This window comes from Acidithiobacillus sp. TH-A117, from assembly GCF_057473465.1.
This window is the reverse complement of the sequence record NZ_JBYCKQ010000003.1, coordinates 25,822-43,321: the sequence shown is the minus strand read 5'-3', so window position 1 is coordinate 43,321 and position 17,500 is coordinate 25,822. Positions and strand designations below refer to the sequence as shown.

Annotated in this window: 15 protein-coding genes and 1 pseudogene; 1 reads left to right on the top strand and 15 read right to left on the bottom strand. The window is 57.4% G+C overall.

The window, feature by feature from the left end:
* Positions 1–63 precede the first annotated feature (63 nt).
* The 13 genes and pseudogenes from recD to AC2VLR_RS00700 form a co-directional block, all read right to left on the bottom strand.
* Positions 64–2,043 carry an exodeoxyribonuclease V subunit alpha gene (gene recD / locus AC2VLR_RS00760; RefSeq protein ID WP_486880422.1) on the bottom strand — a complete coding sequence of 660 codons (1,980 nt, stop codon included), beginning with the start codon at positions 2,041–2,043 and terminating at the stop codon, positions 64–66.
* The gene (gene recB / locus AC2VLR_RS00755) at positions 2,040–5,666 is read right to left on the bottom strand and encodes an exodeoxyribonuclease V subunit beta (protein WP_486880421.1); all 3,627 of its coding nucleotides are present in this window, start codon (positions 5,664–5,666) and stop codon (positions 2,040–2,042) included. Before recB ends, recD begins: the two co-directional genes overlap by 4 nt.
* Positions 5,663–9,202 carry an exodeoxyribonuclease V subunit gamma gene (gene recC, locus AC2VLR_RS00750; protein ID WP_486880420.1) on the bottom strand — a complete coding sequence of 1,180 codons (3,540 nt, stop codon included), beginning with the start codon at positions 9,200–9,202 and terminating at the stop codon, positions 5,663–5,665. Before recC ends, recB begins: the two co-directional genes overlap by 4 nt.
* A complete protein-coding gene (locus AC2VLR_RS00745) occupies positions 9,195–9,986 on the bottom strand; it encodes an HvfC family RiPP maturation protein (RefSeq protein ID WP_486880419.1) in 792 nt (263 codons plus the stop codon). Before AC2VLR_RS00745 ends, recC begins: the two co-directional genes overlap by 8 nt.
* Positions 9,976–10,808: pseudogene (locus AC2VLR_RS00740) on the bottom strand (MbnB/TglH/ChrH family RiPP precursor modification enzyme). The gene AC2VLR_RS00745 and the pseudogene AC2VLR_RS00740 overlap by 11 nt, the downstream one beginning before the upstream one ends.
* Before the next feature lie 108 nt (positions 10,809–10,916).
* On the bottom strand, positions 10,917–11,282 hold the full coding sequence (locus AC2VLR_RS00735; RefSeq protein ID WP_486880418.1) for a hypothetical protein: 366 nt from the start codon (positions 11,280–11,282) through the stop codon (positions 10,917–10,919).
* A gap of 69 nt (positions 11,283–11,351) precedes the next feature.
* A complete protein-coding gene (locus AC2VLR_RS00730) occupies positions 11,352–11,759 on the bottom strand; it encodes a hypothetical protein (protein ID WP_486880417.1) in 408 nt (135 codons plus the stop codon).
* Between the two features lie 66 nt (positions 11,760–11,825).
* Positions 11,826–12,371 (bottom strand): Slp family lipoprotein, encoded by a 546-nt coding sequence (locus tag AC2VLR_RS00725; RefSeq protein WP_486880416.1) that lies wholly within the window; start codon positions 12,369–12,371, stop codon positions 11,826–11,828.
* Positions 12,372–12,515: 144 nt separating this feature from the next.
* The gene (locus AC2VLR_RS00720; protein WP_486880415.1) at positions 12,516–12,884 is read right to left on the bottom strand and encodes a hypothetical protein; all 369 of its coding nucleotides are present in this window, start codon (positions 12,882–12,884) and stop codon (positions 12,516–12,518) included.
* Between the two features lie 72 nt (positions 12,885–12,956).
* On the bottom strand, positions 12,957–13,352 hold the full coding sequence (locus tag AC2VLR_RS00715; RefSeq protein WP_486880414.1) for a type II toxin-antitoxin system VapC family toxin: 396 nt from the start codon (positions 13,350–13,352) through the stop codon (positions 12,957–12,959).
* Entirely contained in the window at positions 13,349–13,600 is a 252-nt protein-coding gene (locus AC2VLR_RS00710; RefSeq protein WP_486880413.1) for an AbrB/MazE/SpoVT family DNA-binding domain-containing protein, read from the bottom strand. Before AC2VLR_RS00710 ends, AC2VLR_RS00715 begins: the two co-directional genes overlap by 4 nt.
* A gap of 209 nt (positions 13,601–13,809) precedes the next feature.
* The gene (locus tag AC2VLR_RS00705) at positions 13,810–14,145 is read right to left on the bottom strand and encodes a helix-turn-helix domain-containing protein (RefSeq protein ID WP_486880412.1); all 336 of its coding nucleotides are present in this window, start codon (positions 14,143–14,145) and stop codon (positions 13,810–13,812) included.
* Positions 14,126–14,503 carry a type II toxin-antitoxin system RelE/ParE family toxin gene (locus AC2VLR_RS00700; protein ID WP_486880411.1) on the bottom strand — a complete coding sequence of 126 codons (378 nt, stop codon included), beginning with the start codon at positions 14,501–14,503 and terminating at the stop codon, positions 14,126–14,128. The genes AC2VLR_RS00705 and AC2VLR_RS00700 overlap by 20 nt, the downstream gene beginning before the upstream one ends.
* 262 nt (positions 14,504–14,765) lie before the next feature.
* Here AC2VLR_RS00700 and AC2VLR_RS00695 point away from each other — a divergent pair, with 262 nt between their 5' ends.
* On the top strand, positions 14,766–15,122 hold the full coding sequence (locus AC2VLR_RS00695; protein WP_486880410.1) for a hypothetical protein: 357 nt from the start codon (positions 14,766–14,768) through the stop codon (positions 15,120–15,122).
* 445 nt (positions 15,123–15,567) lie between these two features.
* Here the strand turns inward: AC2VLR_RS00695 and AC2VLR_RS00690 are convergent, their stop codons facing one another.
* The gene (locus tag AC2VLR_RS00690) at positions 15,568–16,146 is read right to left on the bottom strand and encodes a TMEM175 family protein (RefSeq protein ID WP_486880409.1); all 579 of its coding nucleotides are present in this window, start codon (positions 16,144–16,146) and stop codon (positions 15,568–15,570) included.
* Between the two features lie 80 nt (positions 16,147–16,226).
* Positions 16,227–17,480 carry a class I SAM-dependent methyltransferase gene (locus AC2VLR_RS00685; protein WP_486880408.1) on the bottom strand — a complete coding sequence of 418 codons (1,254 nt, stop codon included), beginning with the start codon at positions 17,478–17,480 and terminating at the stop codon, positions 16,227–16,229.
* Positions 17,481–17,500 lie beyond the last annotated feature (20 nt).

Here is a 17,500-nt window from a genome sequence, read left to right as displayed (position 1 = left end):
TTCCTTTGTTGGTGCTGGAAGACGATAAAAGCGGACCTAAATGACTCGCCGGTGACTGGCGAACTAATTGCCATATTTAGAGGCTTTTTGTAAAGCAGCAAGTAGCCCGCTCATTCTTTGGGTTCTGCGGGCAATGGCTTGTTCGAGGCCGGCGGCCGGGGCGAAAAGGCTGAATTTTTCGCGGGCGCGGGTGATGGCGGTGTATAGTAATTCCCGGCTGGTGACGGGGCTGTCCTGGGGGGGCAGGATCAGCGCGGTATGCTGAAATTCGGATCCCTGGGATTTGTGGACGGTCATGGCCCAGGCGCTTTCGCAGTATTTGAGACGGCTGGGAAGAATCACCCGGGGACTGGCATCTCCGGCCGGAAAATAGACCCGCCATTTACCTTCGGGATCGGGCAGGGTAATGCCGATGTCGCCGTTACTGAGGCCTAGTTGGGGGTCATTGCGGGCAATCAGCACCGGGCGTCCGACATACCATAAGCCCTGGATGTTGAGGATGCCAGTTTCCTGGAGATGGTCTTCCACCGCCTGATTGATGCCGGTGACGCCCCAGGGGCCGTTGCGCAGGGCGCAGAGCAGGCGGAATGCGGCATATTGGCGGAGCACTTGGTGTACCCAGAGGGTATGTTCTTCGGGTACTTTGCCGCCGCCCTGACGGACCGTATCCCAAAGCGGACGATAACCCGCCGCACTGTCCACCAGTTGCAGTATCTGCGGGATTTCCGGGGCGTTGTACCAGTCCAGTACGTCTTCCCGGTGGAGAATTTCCATGGCGCTGGCGGTTGCGCCTTGTTGTACGGCATCGGCCAGGGCGCCAATGCCGGGATTGAAGCGATGACTGCGTTGCAGACGGATGACTCCGGTGGAAAGGGGATTGATATGGCTGTGGCGGGCCTCCAACGGGCAGTCGCAAGTGGCTTGCAGCCAGGCGCAGGTGTCGGGGTCATAGGCTCCGGCATCGCTGCACAAATCGGCGAGAACCGCGCCAGCCTCGACGGAAGCCAACTGGTCCTGGTCCCCCAGCAAAATCAGCTGGGCCTGTTCCGGCAGGGCGCGCAACAGGGCGGCCATCATTTCCTGATGGATCATGGAAGCTTCATCCACAATCAGCACATCCAGATCCAGAGGGTGCTGGCGATCATGGCGCAAGCGGCGGGTGCCCGGTCTCGCGCCCAGCAGGTTGTGCAAGGTGCGGGCGGGTCCCAGACGGGCAAAGGCGGCAGACAGTTCTGCTGCGTTCAGGTGACCCAGGGGGGGTAACTGGGCCATGGCGCTGTGCAGGGATTCATTGATGCGCACGGCGGCCTTACCGGTGGGGGCGGCGAGGACAATGCGCAGCGGTTCCCGGGCCTGGGCCATGAGCAGGGCCAACAGGCGGGCTGCTGTATAGGTTTTGCCGGTGCCGGGGCCGCCGGTGATGATGCTGAAGCGCCCGCGCATGGCCAGGGCGCAGGCGATTTTCTGCCAGGGAACAGCCTCCCGGGCGGTGGCAGCGTCGTTGGGAAATAATAATGAGAGCAGAGGATGAAGGCTCTCTGCCTGGACCGGATGGTGGATGGGGCAAGCCACCCGTTCAGTCAGGCTGTGGGCGATGTCCCGGGCATCCCGCCAGTAGCGCCGTAAATAGAGACGGCCCTGATCCAGCACCAGGGGCGTTTCGCTGCCGTCTTCCGGAGTAGCACCAGGCTGCTGGTCGATTAGTGCCACGACCCGGCAGAGGCTGAGCTGGTCTATCCATGGCTGCAGGTCGGGCCAGTGCTGGAACTGCTCCTGGATGGCGCTCAGCATATCCGGAGGCCCGTTGAGGTAACGCGCTGGTTCCCGGAGGAAGCGGGTAATATCCAGACAGGTATGGCCTTCACCTTCCAGATGGGCGAGCAGGGCGGCAGCCAGCGGCAATAGTGCCGGGGGCTGGATCTCCAGACTGAGCAGAAAACGGGCAAAACTCAGATCCAGCATCCGGAGCCAGCCGGAGGCTGTCCAGCTTTCTAAAAGCTGCATCATGGCTGCGGTGTCGGTCTGCCTTGAATAGCCATTCATGAGACAAGTTCTCCAACCGCGAACAGGCGGTCCATGTTTTCAATCAGGGCAATATTTGCAGGCAGGTGGAGCATGCCGCGCTGCGGTGCCTGGATACCGCGCAGGAAAAACAGCAGCGTTCCACCCAGGTGTTTTTCTGGCTGGTAATGCTGGCCCAGCCGCTGCCGGAGCAGACGGTGCAGGGCGAGTTGATAGAGGCTGGCCTGTAATTCGTAACGATGGCGCAGCGTCTGGGCGCGTAAATGCGGCGCCTCATAATCCGCGTCCCGGGTGCCGAGCAGGTTGGATTTATAATCCAGAACGTAATAGCGATCCTGCTGGACAAAAACCAGGTCCATGAAGCCGCGCATCATGCCGTGCAAAACCCGGTCTGGCAGACGGGGGCGCTGTTCTTGTGGGAAAAGGTGGCTGCGGCACAACTGGTCCAGCTCCTTGCTGCGTAACTCGGCGCTGGGAAACCAGAAAGCCATTTCACTCTGATAATGCTGCAGTTGCCTGAGGGTGGCGCCGCTATCCAGCAGGGGCGTTTGCACTATGGCGCGCAGCCATTCCAGGGTGGCTTCGCTCCAGTCCGATAAGTCGGCCAGGGCACAGTCGCGCTGGATGCGGGCGCCCGCATCGGGTTCCAGGATGGTGGCGAAGCCCTGTCCGGCCAGCTTCTGTAATTGTTCATGGAGAAAGGTGCCCGCCTGCATTCCCGGCGGATAGCGATGCCAGGCCGGACCCTGGCTGGCGCGTTGCACTGGGGGGGAGGAAGTGGCGGGAAGATCGCGAATCAGCGCGGAAAAACTCGCCACGCCCCAGTTTTTATCAAAGCGGGCCGAATATTCCGGGGTGGCCGTGGTGAGGGCGCTGGCGATTTCGGTGCTTTCGGTCACGGGAACTTCTGCCGGCAAGGGCATGATCTGGATATTTTCACGAATATCCGGGTTGTCCTGAAGCTGCGCAAGCAAGGTCTGCAAATCCGCCTCTTGATGTGGCTTTCCGAGCAGGTAGGCGATGGCGCTTTGGGTAAAAATCGGGGATTTGCCGCTGCTCGCTTCCGCCAATCCCAGAAAGAGGGCATATTCAGCGCGGGTCAGGGCCACGTAGAGCAAGCGCAGATCTTCCTGCAGGCGGGCCTGTTCTGTCGTGTCTGCATTGTCGGTTCCCCAGATGATTTCCGCCGTCGTCGTACCTGCTTCCTGTCGAATCTGAAAAGCCTCGGATTTGGCTTTTTTATAGGTGGCGATAAAGGGCAGAAAAACCAGAGGATATTGCAGCCCTTTGGCCGCATGAATGGTCACCACGCGAATCAGTTCGGCATCACTTTCCAGACGCAGGATGTGGGCATCGCTCTGGTCATGGCCGACGCTGATGGCTTCGCGCAGAAAGTGAATCAGGGCCTCGGGACCTTCCCGGGTGGCACTGGCCGTCTGCAGCAGTTCACCGAGTTGCAGCAGGTTGGTCAGCCGCCTTTCGCCATCAGCCTGCTGTAATAAACGCCGGGCGATACCGAAGTGGTGAATGCTGTGATGGAGCATGGCCAGCACCCCCTGGCGGCGCCAGCGCCGGGACAGATCCTGAAAATTCGCGAGTTGTTCCTCCCAGATATTCTCCTCCCGATTGAAAGCATCCAGTTCCTGATGGGATAAGCCGAGCAACGGCAGGGCCAGGGCGACGCGCAGCCGCTGGATATTTTCGGGGTCGGCCACCGCCTCCAGCCAGAGCAGCAGGTTGTGGGCTTCCGGGCTGCTGTACACCGAGTCTTTTTCCGAAAGATATACACTGCGCAGACGCCGCCGCTGCAACGCCGCGCGGATGCAGGCGGCTTCGTGGCGGTCACGCACCAGCACAGCCATATCCTTGCCTCGTGCCCGGCGGAATGCCGGCGGAGCGCAGCGGTCATCGCTGAAGCCGCTGTCGGGATCAGCGAGAATTTGCGCCATGCTTTCGGCGGCTTGTTCGGCAGCGTAGTGCAGGTATTGGTCCTTGTTGAGCCCCTCTTCGGCGGCCCAGATGCTCAGCGCTGGCCCCGGGCGACCATGGAGCTGCCACTGCCAGTGCTTGCCCTGGGCCTGGACCGGCCAGTAAGGCAGGGGGTTGTCTGACTGGAGAGCCGTACTCGATGGCGAATTGTTTTGCTCTGGGGCATAGGCAAAAGCCCCTTGGGGTTCCCGGCTTTCGGCGCCGTGATACAGGGCATTGAGGGTGGCCACCAGCGCTGCGCTGGAGCGGAAATTTTTATTGAGAATATAGTGACGACCTGTGGTCAGGCGCTGGACGCGCAGGTAGCTGTCGATGTCGGCGCCGCGAAAGCGGTATATGGATTGCTTGGGATCGCCGATGAGCAGCAGCAGGCGTTCGGGGTGGTTGTCGGCGGTGGCGTAAATGGCATCAAACACCTGGTACTGCAGGGCGGAGGTGTCCTGAAACTCATCAATCATGGCCACGGGGTAACGGCTTTGCAGACGACGAATGAGGGGCGCCGCGTGCAGCGGATCACGGAGAACCCCGGCAAGACGGCGCAGATAATCCTGATGGCTGAGCTGGTGGCGAATAGCCTTGAGGGTGTGCAGGCGCTGCTGGATCCAGGCAGCGGCATGGCCCTGTAACTGCTTGTGGATCTTGTCGAAAACTCTCTGCAGCGTGTCCAGTTCTGCGAGTGTGGTCTCCAGGACGTGGGCAGATTCCGGGGGGGTGATCTGCTCGTTCTTGTTGACGTTGGCCTGCAGCTGAATGGCACAGAGTAGTTGGCATTTTTCCGGTTTGATGCTGATGGTGACGGCAGCGCTGTCCAGCCATTCCTGTAATGCCTGAAAAACCGGCTTTATGGAGGCCGTCTTGTACTTTTTGCCATTCAGAGGGCTCTTGGGGCCGTCGAGGATCTGCAGGAGCCAGATACGTAAATCTTCCTGATGCGCTGCCCAGCGCCGTTTCAACGCTTGCAGTTGCTGCCGGGGTTCTTCCAGGGTCCGGGACAGATAATCGTTCAGAGTCAGGGTCGGCACGGGTAAAGGCGCCGCACTTTTCAGCAGGGGGGCGATGCTTTCCTGCACCTTTCCGGGATTCTGAAATACCTCCAGCACCGCTTCCAGCAGGTTTTCCGGAAGGGGATAAATTTCCTGACGCCAGAAATCACGAATGGCATCTTTCAGCAGATCATCTTCATTTTGCAGCAGGGTTTCCCGGCTGTCGCTGCCCGTCAGCAGGGCATGTTCGCCGAGACTGCGCTGGCACCAGGCATCGATGGTGAAAATCGCGCTCTGGTCCATGGCGTCGGCGGCCAGGGACAGTCGCCAGGCGGCAAGCTGACGCTGGGCGGGGTCGGGATAATCCTGCAGTAAATCTTCTAGAAAGTTATCCGCCTGGATCTGTTCAGGATGGCGGAAATAGCGCGCGGCTTCCTGCAGGCGTTCGCGGATGCGCTCTTTGAGTTCCTGGGTGGCGGCGCGGGTGAAAGTCATGACCAGGATATTTTCGGGCAGCAGGGGCGCGAAGCTGGGTTGATCGGGCTGGCGGTGTCCGAGAATCAGGCGGAGATACAGGGCGGCGATGGTCCAGGTTTTGCCGGTGCCGGCACTGGCTTCAATGAGGCGACTGCCCCAGAGCGGCATTTGCAAGGGATCCAGAATAATGCTCATGGCCGGGCTTCCTCTTCCGGGCCGGATATTTCCAGGCTGGATATTTCGAGGGTTTCCAGCCAGGTGACAAAGGGCCGGTAGAGGGCTTCTGCATAGTCTGCAAAGCCCCATTGACGGGGGCCGCAGCGCTGGCTGCTGAGGCTCGCAAAATCCGGATAGTCCCGGGCGAGGCCAAGATAACTCTGGACTTCCCCGGATCCGGGATTGTGCTGGTTACCGTCATAAATATCCTCGGGTTTTCCGCCCTGCAATGCGGCTACGGCCGTTTTCAAGGTGACCGGCAGGGGCTGGAGCAGCCCTTCCGCCCAGATGCCCATGAGCTCCTCCAGAATATCGGCGGCGGCTTCAATAGGCTCAGCGCTGCGGATTACAGCATCCCGGCCGAGGAGCAGGGCCTTGCAGGGCAGCCCTTGAGCGGCAGCCAGCAATTGCTGGATCCAGAGCTCCGCGACCTTGTCGGCCTGAATCTGCTGTTTATTATCGAGCAGACGGCTGGCCCGGCAGATCAGAAACGCCTGCTCATGGGCGGCATTGCAGTAGAGAGGCGGGAGCCAGTCTTCCAGGGACAGATGGGCGTTGGCGTGCTGCAGGCGGTGCCGCCGGCGATCGGGCTGCCAGGTCTGCATCCACTGCTGCCAGACCGCGAGCATGGGTTCAGCAGTACTACGCAGGGCCTCGGCCTGGCGTAGTCCGAGGATGCCGAAGGAATAGTCGCCAGCGCGCAACTGGGCGGCAATTTTATGATCCACCAGCGCCGGACTTTCTGCTGGCTTTTCGCTTCGGTTTTCAACCCGGTTTTCAATAGATTCCGGGCTGGTGACGGTTTCCAGCACGGCGTTGAGCAGGACGTAGTGGTCCAGGCCGTTCAGGACAAAAATTTCGTCATCCTCAGCACCCGGGTCCTCTTCCCAAAAAAAGGTTTCCAGACGCTGTTGGTAAAAGGCCCGCGCCGGGCAGCGGAAAAATACCTGCAAATCCCGCAGGCTATGCTGGCTGTTGGCGGGTTCAGGGAGGATTTTCAGCGATGGCAGAGATGGCGGAGTTGGTGGATCGGGAAACCACTCCCTGGCCCAGGTGGGATATTTTTCGGGCTCTTCCTGATAGCGCGGGCTGAAGGCTTGCAGGGGGTGTACCCGGGTAATGCGGCGCAACAAGCGGTTTTTTTCCGGATCAGCAGCGTCCCCTGATGCTTGCACATTTTCTGCGGGCACCGGCTCCGGCCAGGCCTGACGAATGGCATCGCGGAGCTGGCTGATCATCAAGGCCGGTTGCCGGGCGGTATTATTGCGCGGATCCCGCCCCGTCCAACTGATGTAGAGGGTTTGCCGCGCGGCCATAAGCGCTTCCAGCATGAGGTAGTGATCATCATCCCGACGTGATCGGTCGCCGGGGCGACTCAAGCCCGGCAGGGCCATCAGGTCAAAATCGGGACGCGGATGGCGACGGGGATAATCTTCCTCATTCATTCCGAGCAGGCAGATCATCGGGTAGGGCACGGCGCGCATGGGCAGGAGGGTGCAAAAGGTGACCCCGCCGCCGAGAAAGTGGCGCTGTAATTCGGGCCGCTCGAGCAGGTCTAGCCAGGTGCTGCGGAACACCGACAGCGGCAGGCTTTCGGCAAATTCGGCCAGAGCACAGTCATCCAGCCATTGCTGCAGGGCGGTATCCAGTTGTTGCAGGACTTCCGCATCATCTGCGTCTTCGCCACTGAAAAAATCCTGGAGCAGTTGTCGGGCTGTTGCCGCCCAGTCTGGGGGAGTCCGGGCAGTGGACAAATGCTCCTGCCAGAATTCCAGATGCTCCAGCAGTTGGTTGAGGGGGCCCAGCAGCGCGGCATCCAGTCCTCCCGCTTCGCCAAAGGCTTCAATACCGGCAAAATGACTGTCATGCCCGTTGGCATAGCCGAGATTCAGACGCTGGAGCGCAAAAGCACCGCTGTTCTGGGCTCCGCAGTGAGTCATGCCCAGAGCTTCGCGATGGGCTGCCGATAATCCCCAGCGCCATCCCGCGCTTTCCATCCAGGATTCCAGCAGGGGCAGGTCTTCTGTGCTCACCGCAAAGCGTTGACGCAGGGCTGGGCAATGCAGCAGGTCGCGGATTTCGCTTTGTCGGCAGCGCTGTTCCGGCAATTGCAATAGCCACTCCAGGGCTTCCAGCAGGGGGGATTCCTGGCGGGCCTGCAAATCGACGATATGGTAAGGAATGTAGCGGGCGTCGCCATGTGCGTATTGCTCAAACGTGGCGCGAATCAAGGGGGCGAAGCGACTGATATCCGGGACCATGACGATGATGTCCCGGGGCTGCAATGATCCTGTAGCCAGCGCGGCCAGCAACTGGTCATGGAGGACCTGCAGTTCCCGCAAGGGGCTATGGGCCAGATGAAAGACCATGGATTGGTCGCTTTCGGCAATGGGCGCAACGTGCTCCGGGCTGATGACTTCCTGCTCGCGAATCAATACCTGCAACTGGCGGAGCAGGGTTTCACCCTGATCTTCGCTGAACAGGTCAATGCGCGGGATGCCCCACTGACTTTGCCGGGTGCGGGTGTCATCCCACTGCTCCAGCATGTTCAGAAAATCCCGGCCCTGCCGACCCCATTGGGCGAGTAGCGCATTACATTCGCCGTGCAGGTTTTCGGGGGGAACCAGGCTTAGATCCTTGCCCTGGCGCAGGGGCTGACGACGACTTTCCCGGCGCAGCAGTTCGCGTCCGGAAATAATATCTCCCCAGTAATAACGACAAGGGTTGGGCACGGCGAGCAGGACCTGCATGTTCTGGCCCAGAGCGGCCAGGGCGCTCAGGCTTTGTTCGGGCAGGGTGGCGGCACCAAAAAGCACGACCCGGCGTGGCAAGGCTTTCACCGGGGTGTTGCCTGTTCGCATGGACTCCATAAAAGCCCGGTGGATTTCTGCCCGTCCCCTGGCGCTATCTTGTCCTTGCAGGTCCTGCTGTATTGCCTGCCAGAGTTGAGGCTGCCAGCGTTGCTCTTCAGGGATATTGGACACGTCTCCCTGAGCCGGGCGCAGGACGGTCTGCCCTTTGCTCCAGTCCTCCAGCCAGTCACTGCGATATACCTGATACTGATCGAATAAGTCGGCGATTTGTGTGGCCAGCTGCCAGCGGCGTTCGACCCCAACGTTGCCAGACTCGGCCAGGGTGGGTCCAAGTGGCGCAAAGTTCGGGTCAGAAAATTGTTGCGGTAACAGGCGCAGCACACGCCAGGTCAGCGTTGGCTTGTCCAGTGGAGAGCGGCTGCTGACCTGCTCACGGCCCAGTACCCGGGCATAACAGTCCCAGAGAAAACGACCCGGCAGCATGACCTTGACGGCGGCGCAGATGCCTTCCTGTTGCGCCAGGGTCCACTGTAACCACTCGGCAATACCATTACTTTGTACCAGAAAAATTTCTTCTTCGAGGGGGTGCAGGGGGTGCTCGCGTAACCATTGGAGGATGGCATCGCGCAGCCACTCCAGACGATCGCCGTGGAGGACCATAAAACCGGGTTCCAGGGAGGGGCTGGCGAAACTTTCAGTCATCAGGGTCGAGAGGTTGAATCATCTGCAGGTCCAGCATCTGGCCCAGTCGCTGGTTTACTTGCGCAGCGAAGCTGCGGGCATCGCCGTCAATTCGACCGTTGTCCTGCCAGTGCTGGAACAGGGTGGTTCCGGACTGGGGTTGGGCCTCCAGAGTGACAAGTAGGTGCAGGCTCAAGGCATCGGGTTCCAGCATCTGGACAATATCGTCCCGGTCCCGATAAAGGTACAAGGAAACCGCTTGCGGGTCGAGCGCGGGCGCGGCGCTGAAATCCGGCTGCAGCAGCAGTTGCTGAACAGGATAGGCATATTGCACCAGGGCGTGTACCGGGTTCAGTTGCAGGGCCCCGGTCCAGGGATCTGCTGCCTCGATATCCTCCTTGTTTTCGCGACATCCTTCGGCCTCGGCGACGCCCAGAGCCAGTTCCAACCATTCCAGGTGGGCCAGTTCCGGGGCATAGGGCAGGGTTAGCCGGAGCTGTTCTTGATGCGGGTTCAGGTAGGCCATGAATTCATCGGGAATCTGCCGAAAAAAAGGGCTGCGACAGGCGTGTTCGGCAATGAAAGCATCCCGCCAGTGCATATAAAAGCTTTCGCCGAGGCAGCGAATCCACAATGGAAAACAAGCCCGCAGTGCTGCATCAAAATTAGCAACCAGCAGCTCCCGGTAGAGGCTGGCAGCCTGGCTGTCAAAACTTTCCGGGCAGGGAGAATGGTCGGGGTCGCGCAGATGCGCGCTCAAGGCGCGGAGCTGTTCCTTGGGGCCTTGCCACTCATCAGGAAACATGGGGATTTTCTGGCGGACGGATTTTTTGCGCTTCCTGAAGCAGGAGGGGCAAGGGTGGGATTTGATTATCCCATTCCAGCAGGGTGGGTTTGCTGCCGAACAGTTCCCGACTGTACTGCAAGAGTGCCCACACGGCGGGGTCCACAGCCGTATCGTGGGTATCGATCAACCAGCCCTGCCCATGCCGCTGATGCCCGGCAATATGTTGATAAACAATGCTTTCTGCGGGGATGGCGCGCAAAAAGGCCCGGGCATCATAATGATGATTGCTGCTGTTTACATATAAATTGTTGAGATCCAGCAACAGGTTGCAGCCGGATTTGTGCAGCAGTCCGAGCAGAAAGTCCTGCTCGCTTAAGCTGCTCTCGGCATAATCCCCGTAATAGGCGGTGTTCTCTATGATCAGGGGCATTTTCAGGAAATCCTGAACCTGCTGGATGCGACCTGCGACATGATCCAGCATGTTTTCCGTCAGCGGGAGGGGCAGAAGATCGTAGAGCTGGCCATGGTCGGCACAAAAAGCCAGATGCTCGCTGTAGTAGTGAATGCCGTGTTCGCTGAGGAAGTCCTGTACGGCTGCAAAAATTCGGTGTCGAGGGGGTCCGGGCCGGCAATGGACAGCGACAGGCCGTGAGCAATAAAGGGATAGGCTTCAGTCAACCGGCGCAGCTGGCGCAGTGGGCGCCCGCCAAAGCCTATCCAGTTTTCCGGAGCCAGTTCAAAAAAGTCGATACCACTTCGGGGGTGGGCAAGCAAATCGTCCAGAAACTCCCGGCGCAAACCCAGGCCAATATCTTGATCAGACAGGCTGAAGGAGGGCATGGGGTTCAGCCTGTTGAAACGTACACAGAGAGTTTCTCCATTTTCCTGAAACAGGTGAGGCCAGCCGGGTGCAGAGACTTCATGGAGTTACGGATGTGGAGAATATGCTCAGGAAGCCATGGCAGACTTGTGCATTTTGCCCATGTATTGCTTGCCGCATTTCCCATCATGAGCCTTGATAGCCGCACTACTGACGCAATGCGCCTCCTGGGCTTTGGCATTGCCCGGTGCTTTGGGCGCCATCTTGTTCATGCGTTTTGAGCAATTGCCTTCCTGATAGCCCTTGCCAGACATTTGCGAACCCATCATCTGCGAGCAATTTCCTTCTTTCTTGGCGCTACTACCCATCATGGCGACAGGTTGCAAAGTGGCAGTACCAGCGGTGGCAGCCATGGCCGTAGCAGGCAGAGCGGTCAGGGACAGGGCGAAAGCAGAACCAAGGGCAAAAGAAGCGTAAATCTGATTTTTTTTCATGATGGTTACTCCACAAGGGTGTGCGGGTACGAACTGAGGCTGGATGCCTACAGGGTCATTCCTAATTTCTCACAGCACATGAAATCCCGCAACTTTATTGTAAGCAAAGGTAATCTGAATCAGCACCTGCTGCCCATTGGCCATGCTCAGACGCCAGATGCCGCTCTGGTATTTCCCCTCATTGAGGGTGGTGACGTAATTGGCCGTCCAGTGTTTTTGCAGGCCCAGCTTTTGATCCAGGCTGCTGGCCATTTCCTGGAAGCTCTGGGCGGAGGCCGCCGTCGTGAACTGTGCATCGGCGTTTTCTATCCAGAGTTTGAAATCCTGATGAACCAGAGCGGTCATCAGACGATCAAACTGTTTTTGGGTATTGCCAGGTGCGGTCACCACGCACTGGTTGGCACTGCCTGCCCAGGCATTTTGGAAAAGCGGTGCCGCAGTACCACACAATAATATGATCAGAGCCCGTTTCAGCATGATGTTTTCCTGTTTTCGACCGTGGTAAGTGAAATTTCAGAAACCAGATAAACTACAAGGGCTGAATTACCAGCGGCCCCGAGGCCAGTAGCCCCAACCTGGTCCGTACCAGCCCGGGTAAAATCCAAAGCCGGTACCCACAAAAACCTGTTGCTCCACTTGCGGACGGGGGGGTTCTATGGGCCATAAATACACGGTGCTGGCTTCCAGTCGGGGATAGGTATAGCTGAACTGTCCGACATTGTGGTGTTCAGTACCGGTGATCATGCCAATGAAAGTGACCTCACGGTCGGGGCGATAGAGCATGGGATCATAAAAGCCGGGGGCACAGGCCTCGAAGCGGCCGATATGGGCTTCGCCTTCTTCAGAATGTGGTCGGCCACTGTTGTACAGGGGTTCTCCCAATACCGTAAAGCAGGTTTGTTGTGCTTCAGGTTGGGTTTCAATGATTTTTCCACCCCAGCGCACTTGCTGACCATTGAAATTACCGCTTTGTGCAGCCATGGGGGTGATGTTCGGGAAAGTCCCGCTTACCGGGGTGACAGTGGCACAACCCGCAAGGCAGGTCGCACTGATCAGAAAAGTACAGAATGCCAGATGTTGCTTCGTCATGATGTTTGCTCCGCAAAACCGACTTGCCATTGACAGATGTTGACAGAGATGTTCCAGGAAGAGAATCCTCATTTTCCTGAATCTGTAGAGTATTTCTGAAGCACTACGCATCGGGGGCAGCCCCGATCACTCACAAATTCTAGCCTAGCGTGGAGTGCCCGGTCTACCATCATTTGCCTTGCTTTTACTGCCCCAGTAACTGACGGCAAAGAGGATGATGGCCATAATTAGCTCCTGGACGGCGGGAATCAGCCAACCCTTCGGCCAGGACTGCAGCAGGACCATGGCGATGGTCAGCACTCCCAGGAGAATCATGACACCGGCCAGCCGTGATAAAACCAGAAACACATTTTTGGCAGTGAAGATGCCAATTCCCCGCCGGAATCCGATGTTACGCAGAAAACGATCCAGTTTTTGCGGCGAGATCAGGTAAACCAACGCCAGCACCAGGAATAAAAGAATACCCAGTGCAATGATGACGCCAATGATACTCATGATGTTGACCATGGGCATGACAGTCTCTCCCCTGTGAATCTGTTGCCAGTATATCGGATATAGACTCTTTTGGACGCTAAAAGTTGTCTGTCACAAAAGACGCGTTGATTGCCCCTGTGCCGTAAGCAGTGCCACGGCCTTCTTGTCGAAGGAAACGAAGATTTCCCCGCCAAGCCAATGGCCTTCGTAGGCAATGACGCCATCGGCAAAGTCTCCGCCTGCGTCGAGCATCAGCAAGCCCGCCTCCACGGCAGGGCGGTTCAGTTCCACATTCGCGGCGGCCAGTAGTGCCCGGATCGCACTGGCCACGTCGGCTGGCTGGAAGCCGTAGACACGCAACAGCACCCAAACGAATTCGCACAGGCACGGCGTTGCTACCGCAATCAACTCGGCGTCGGTCAAGACTGCAGCGGCAACGTCCGCTTGCGCGGGATCGTCACGCACCACCGCCCGTACCAGGACGTTGGTATCGACCGCGACCTTCATGGCTTACCTGCCCAGCCTTGCGCGGCCGCCTCGTTGATTTCTTCGCTGGTGGCCACCTTCTGCGTCTTGCCCGCGAGCAGGCCGACAAAGCTGGCTATCGTCCCTGCGGGCCGTGCCGCCTTGAGCACGCCCCGACCATCAGGCAGCAAGTCCAACTCGATCTTGTCGCCAGGTCTGATGCCGAGGTGTTGCAGTACGTCCTTGCGAAACGTCACTTGTCCCCGTGCGGTAACGGTCAATGTGGTCATGGTGCTTTGCCCTCACAATTAAAGGTGAATGCGTTGCATGGTAATGCAAAAACGCCTTACTGTCCATGTCCGTCAAAAGACCATTAGCTGACCAAGCCGGACATCCAAATAGGCGGGTAGATGCACTGCGCGATGGGCTTGTTGTCAGGCAGCACTTGGGATTGGTCTTTATTTAACAGGGATCAGGACACCTCATAGGGTGCCTCTGTTCAGGCGGTGGCGAGCGTCAGGTGCCCGACCGGCGCAGACGCCGGCCGCACCTTGATTTCGATGTCATAGCCGAGGCGATTCAGGCAATCCATCAGCTTGCGCTCTGACAGGTTGGTGAAGTCTCCATGCATCATGCCCGACACCTTCGGTTGCGGGATGCCCATGCGCTTGGCGGCGGCTTGTTGCGTCAGGCCAAGGGCGCGCATCGCCTTCCTGATCTCGATCACCAGGCCGGTCTTGATCTTCAGTTTCTCGGCGTCGGGCAGTCCCAGATCGGCGAAGACGTTGCCCGAGCTGCGTTGAACCTCGACACCTTCAATGATTCGTTTTTGCATTGCGTAACTCCTGTGCCATTGCCTCGGCCACCTTCAGCCGAGCGCGGATGATGTCCATGTCCACCTTGGGCGTGGCGATCCCGCTTTTGCTTTTCTTCTGGAAGCAGTGCAGGACGAACACCGCTTCCGCGAACTTCACCGTGTAGACCGCCCGGTACGTGCCACCGGCATCGCCTTCGACGACTTCCAGCACGCCTGCGCCGCCGAAGCCCTTGAGCACCTTCGCCGCGTCGTCCTGGTCGCCCATCTGTGCCAGCGACAGCGCGTAACCGAAACGCCGACGCACCTCGGGCGGTAACGCCATCAGATCCTTGTAGCTGCTCGCGATCCATTCGAGCGGTTTTTCTTTATCGAGCATGAGGCAGTTTATATCTGTTCAGGTAATTAGGCAAACGCGACAGACATCAAAGTAGGTGTCGCCAAACTAATGTTTTGCGACACCTCTACACCAGTCGTCGGTACCACCCTCCTGCGGACCTCAAAATCATACCCCTAATCGCATAACTGGTAATCGCCTGCCAGAAAGCGCGCGAGGGCAGGACTTCATCAGAAATAGCTGTAAACAAGTTTGTATGGTTTGATAGACTTGTCTTGCCATCTCAAGATTTGGAGCATGCGAAATGCAACAACGCAGCAGAACATCTTTGTTTGAAGATCTGCTCAACCTGGCTGCCAGGCTGCCATGGTGGATAGATTTGATGATTGCTGTTTTCGCCTATATCGGGTTCCACCTGTGGCATGTGCATTTCCTGCACGAAATGCGTCAGCTGAATAAGCCGATACCCGTATCCACCAACCCCGCAGCGGCCATACCTAACGCCGTAAACGCAGGGATGACTCGTGGCGGCATCGTGGTCGGAAATATGGTGACAGAAGTGTTCCAATATGCCGTGCCCGGGTTGTTCGTGATCGGTAGTATCTCGTCAGCCATCAGAGAGCAGAAAATGAAACGCAGAAAATGGGATGGAACGCCGTGAAACCGGATTTGGGTATTTTTGCCCAAACCGAAAAATCAGACTATTCCAGAACCTCGCCAGTTCATGGCGGCAACAGCATTGCGCGGGGGTGGCCCCATACACCCGGCGATTTCACACACTATGACCACTTACTCAGATACAGTATGCAGCGGTTACAGCGTCTACGGCATCTAAAACATGCATGCCATCAGAAAAATAAACTTTGATTATCTGGATGTTAACGAGAATGATAGTGTGCCGCCTGCACTAGTGGGATATATGCGTCAGCAGAGAACATGGATGTTAATCAGCAGTATTCGTTAACCACCTGACAGCATCTGGGTTTTACCGCGCCATGGCGTGGAAAGCTAATCACTGTGGAAAACCGACTAATCCCAAGTGCTGTTTGACACCAAGGAAGAAAAATGTGGGAAAATCTGAGGTCCCGCAATTGGGCTGAAGGCCCTTATTCCTTGCTGGCCATCAGCAGGTTTTCTATGCGTCGGTCGGGAATCAGCCATAAGAAAGCGACGCCCAGATAAAGTAGCTTGCCAACGGCGGGTGACCACTGCGAGGAAACAATACCTATGAGATACAGGACAGGAGAAATTTTCCCTTTCCAGTCCCGACCCACGGCGCGGCGCAGGGTGCTCGCTCCGGCGGCAATGATCCGTTGCTGCAGGATGAAATAGGCCATGGCCGCCATGAAAAGCACAACGCCGTATAATTGGGTGGGTACGGTTGCGTAGTGGTTTTCGCCCATCCAACTGGTTACAAAAGGAAAAAGAGATAACCAGAAGAGCAGGTGGAGATTAGCCCAGAGAACTCCGCCGGTGACTTTGCCGCTGGCTTGCAGCATGTTGTGGTGATTATTCCAATAAATACCGACGTAGATGAAACTCAACACATAGCTGAGGAAAACCGGCAGCACGGGTAATAATGCTGCCAGATTTTCTCCATGGGGAACCCGCATTTCGATGACCATGATGGTAATGATGATGGCGATGACGCCATCACTGAAGGCTTCCAAGCGATTTTTGCCCATGTTTTTCTCCCTGACTGTCTGAATTTTTGCGATCAGTCAGGGCATATTAGGCAGTATCCCTGCGTCAGGGAATAATTTGGTTAAATATCTCCCCAATCAGGTTCAGCCAGACGGTATTGGTTTTCTTCATATTGATAGCGCCGTTCCCAGGGACGCGGGGTCAGTTCTTCACCGGTCTGCTTGATAGCCAGTACCTGATGCAGGGCTGACCAGTTCCGCCAGAAGGCATAGGCACAGCCCGCCATGTAAATGGCCCAGATTCGGTAACGTTTTTCACCGACCATGGCGACCGCTTCGTCCTTGTGGGCTTCGAGGCGATCTACCCAGTGAATGAGGGTCTGGGCATAGTGAGGACGCAGGTTTTCCACATCGATGACTTCCAGGTTCTGCCCGGCCATATCTCGAACCACCCGCCAGAGATGGGGGATTTCGCCGTCGGGGAAGACGTATTTATCCATGAAATCACTGCCGGAGTGGTGCCCGCCTTCATCATCCTGCTGGCTGGCGGTTATACCGTGATTCATGACCCAGCCGCCTTCTTTCAGCACGCGATTGATGACCTCAAAATACTCGGGGAGCTTGGCTCTCCCCACATGCTCGAACATGCCGACCGAGGAAACCTTGTCAAAATGATCGCGTTCGGGAATATCCCGATAATCCTGCAAGCGGATCTCGACGCGATCGGCCAGTCCTTTCCTCTCGATCCGCTCTTTTGCGAAGGCAAACTGTTCTTCGCTGAGGGTGACGCCTACCCCCTGAATACCATAGTGTTTGGCTGCCCAGGTCAGCAGTCCACCCCAGCCACAGCCAATATCCAGGAGTTTTTCACCAGGCTGCAGGTGGAGTTTTCGGCAGATATGGTCGAGTTTCTGCTCCTGGGCGGTATCGATGTCTTCCTTACCGGTTTTGAAGTAGCCACAGGAGTACACCATGTTGCGATCCAGCCAGAGCTTGTAGAAGTCGTTGGAAACATCGTAATGATAGTGGATAGCTTCCTTGTCCTTGGCTTTGCTGTGCAAGGCCTTGTGGAGAATGCCGGTTTTGGGCTTTTTGGCGGGAAACGCATCGCTTAGCCCTTCAGCTACCGCGAGAATATCCTGATAACGTCCATCTATGCCGATGTCTCCTTCCACATAGCCTTCACCCAGGACGTCGAGGGCGCTGCCGGTGAGCAACTGAGTGATGATTTTGGCCGATTTGAGGTGCATGGTGACCAGAAAATTTTCATCAAATAGATACTCGTGACCATCCCAAAAGAGCACTTTCAAGGGTAAGACCTTGCCATTCAGCCCTTTTTTGACATGTTCGAGGAAGGTGGTTCGTAAGTCTTTCACGAGATAACTCCTTTTTTCAG

Excerpts from the sequence above, each read along its gene's own strand:
- AC2VLR_RS00690 (WP_486880409.1), bottom strand. The coding sequence starts at position 16,146 with ATGGGCAAAAATCGCTTGGAAGCCTTCAGTGATGGCGTCATCGCCATC.
- AC2VLR_RS00735 (WP_486880418.1), bottom strand. The coding sequence starts at position 11,282 with ATGAAAAAAAATCAGATTTACGCTTCTTTTGCCCTTGGTTCTGCTTTC.
- AC2VLR_RS00730 (WP_486880417.1), bottom strand. The coding sequence starts at position 11,759 with ATGCTGAAACGGGCTCTGATCATATTATTGTGTGGTACTGCGGCACCG.
- AC2VLR_RS00715 (WP_486880414.1), bottom strand. The coding sequence starts at position 13,352 with ATGAAGGTCGCGGTCGATACCAACGTCCTGGTACGGGCGGTGGTGCGT.
- AC2VLR_RS00700 (WP_486880411.1), bottom strand. The coding sequence starts at position 14,503 with ATGCTCGATAAAGAAAAACCGCTCGAATGGATCGCGAGCAGCTACAAG.
- AC2VLR_RS00710 (WP_486880413.1), bottom strand. The coding sequence starts at position 13,600 with ATGACCACATTGACCGTTACCGCACGGGGACAAGTGACGTTTCGCAAG.
- AC2VLR_RS00695 (WP_486880410.1), top strand. The coding sequence starts at position 14,766 with ATGCAACAACGCAGCAGAACATCTTTGTTTGAAGATCTGCTCAACCTG.
- recB (WP_486880421.1), bottom strand. The coding sequence starts at position 5,666 with ATGAGCATTATTCTGGATCCCTTGCAAATGCCGCTCTGGGGCAGTCGC.
- recC (WP_486880420.1), bottom strand. The coding sequence starts at position 9,202 with ATGACTGAAAGTTTCGCCAGCCCCTCCCTGGAACCCGGTTTTATGGTC.
- recD (WP_486880422.1), bottom strand. The coding sequence starts at position 2,043 with ATGAATGGCTATTCAAGGCAGACCGACACCGCAGCCATGATGCAGCTT.
- AC2VLR_RS00725 (WP_486880416.1), bottom strand. The coding sequence starts at position 12,371 with ATGACGAAGCAACATCTGGCATTCTGTACTTTTCTGATCAGTGCGACC.
- AC2VLR_RS00705 (WP_486880412.1), bottom strand. The coding sequence starts at position 14,145 with ATGCAAAAACGAATCATTGAAGGTGTCGAGGTTCAACGCAGCTCGGGC.
- AC2VLR_RS00720 (WP_486880415.1), bottom strand. The coding sequence starts at position 12,884 with ATGCCCATGGTCAACATCATGAGTATCATTGGCGTCATCATTGCACTG.
- AC2VLR_RS00745 (WP_486880419.1), bottom strand. The coding sequence starts at position 9,986 with ATGTTTCCTGATGAGTGGCAAGGCCCCAAGGAACAGCTCCGCGCCTTG.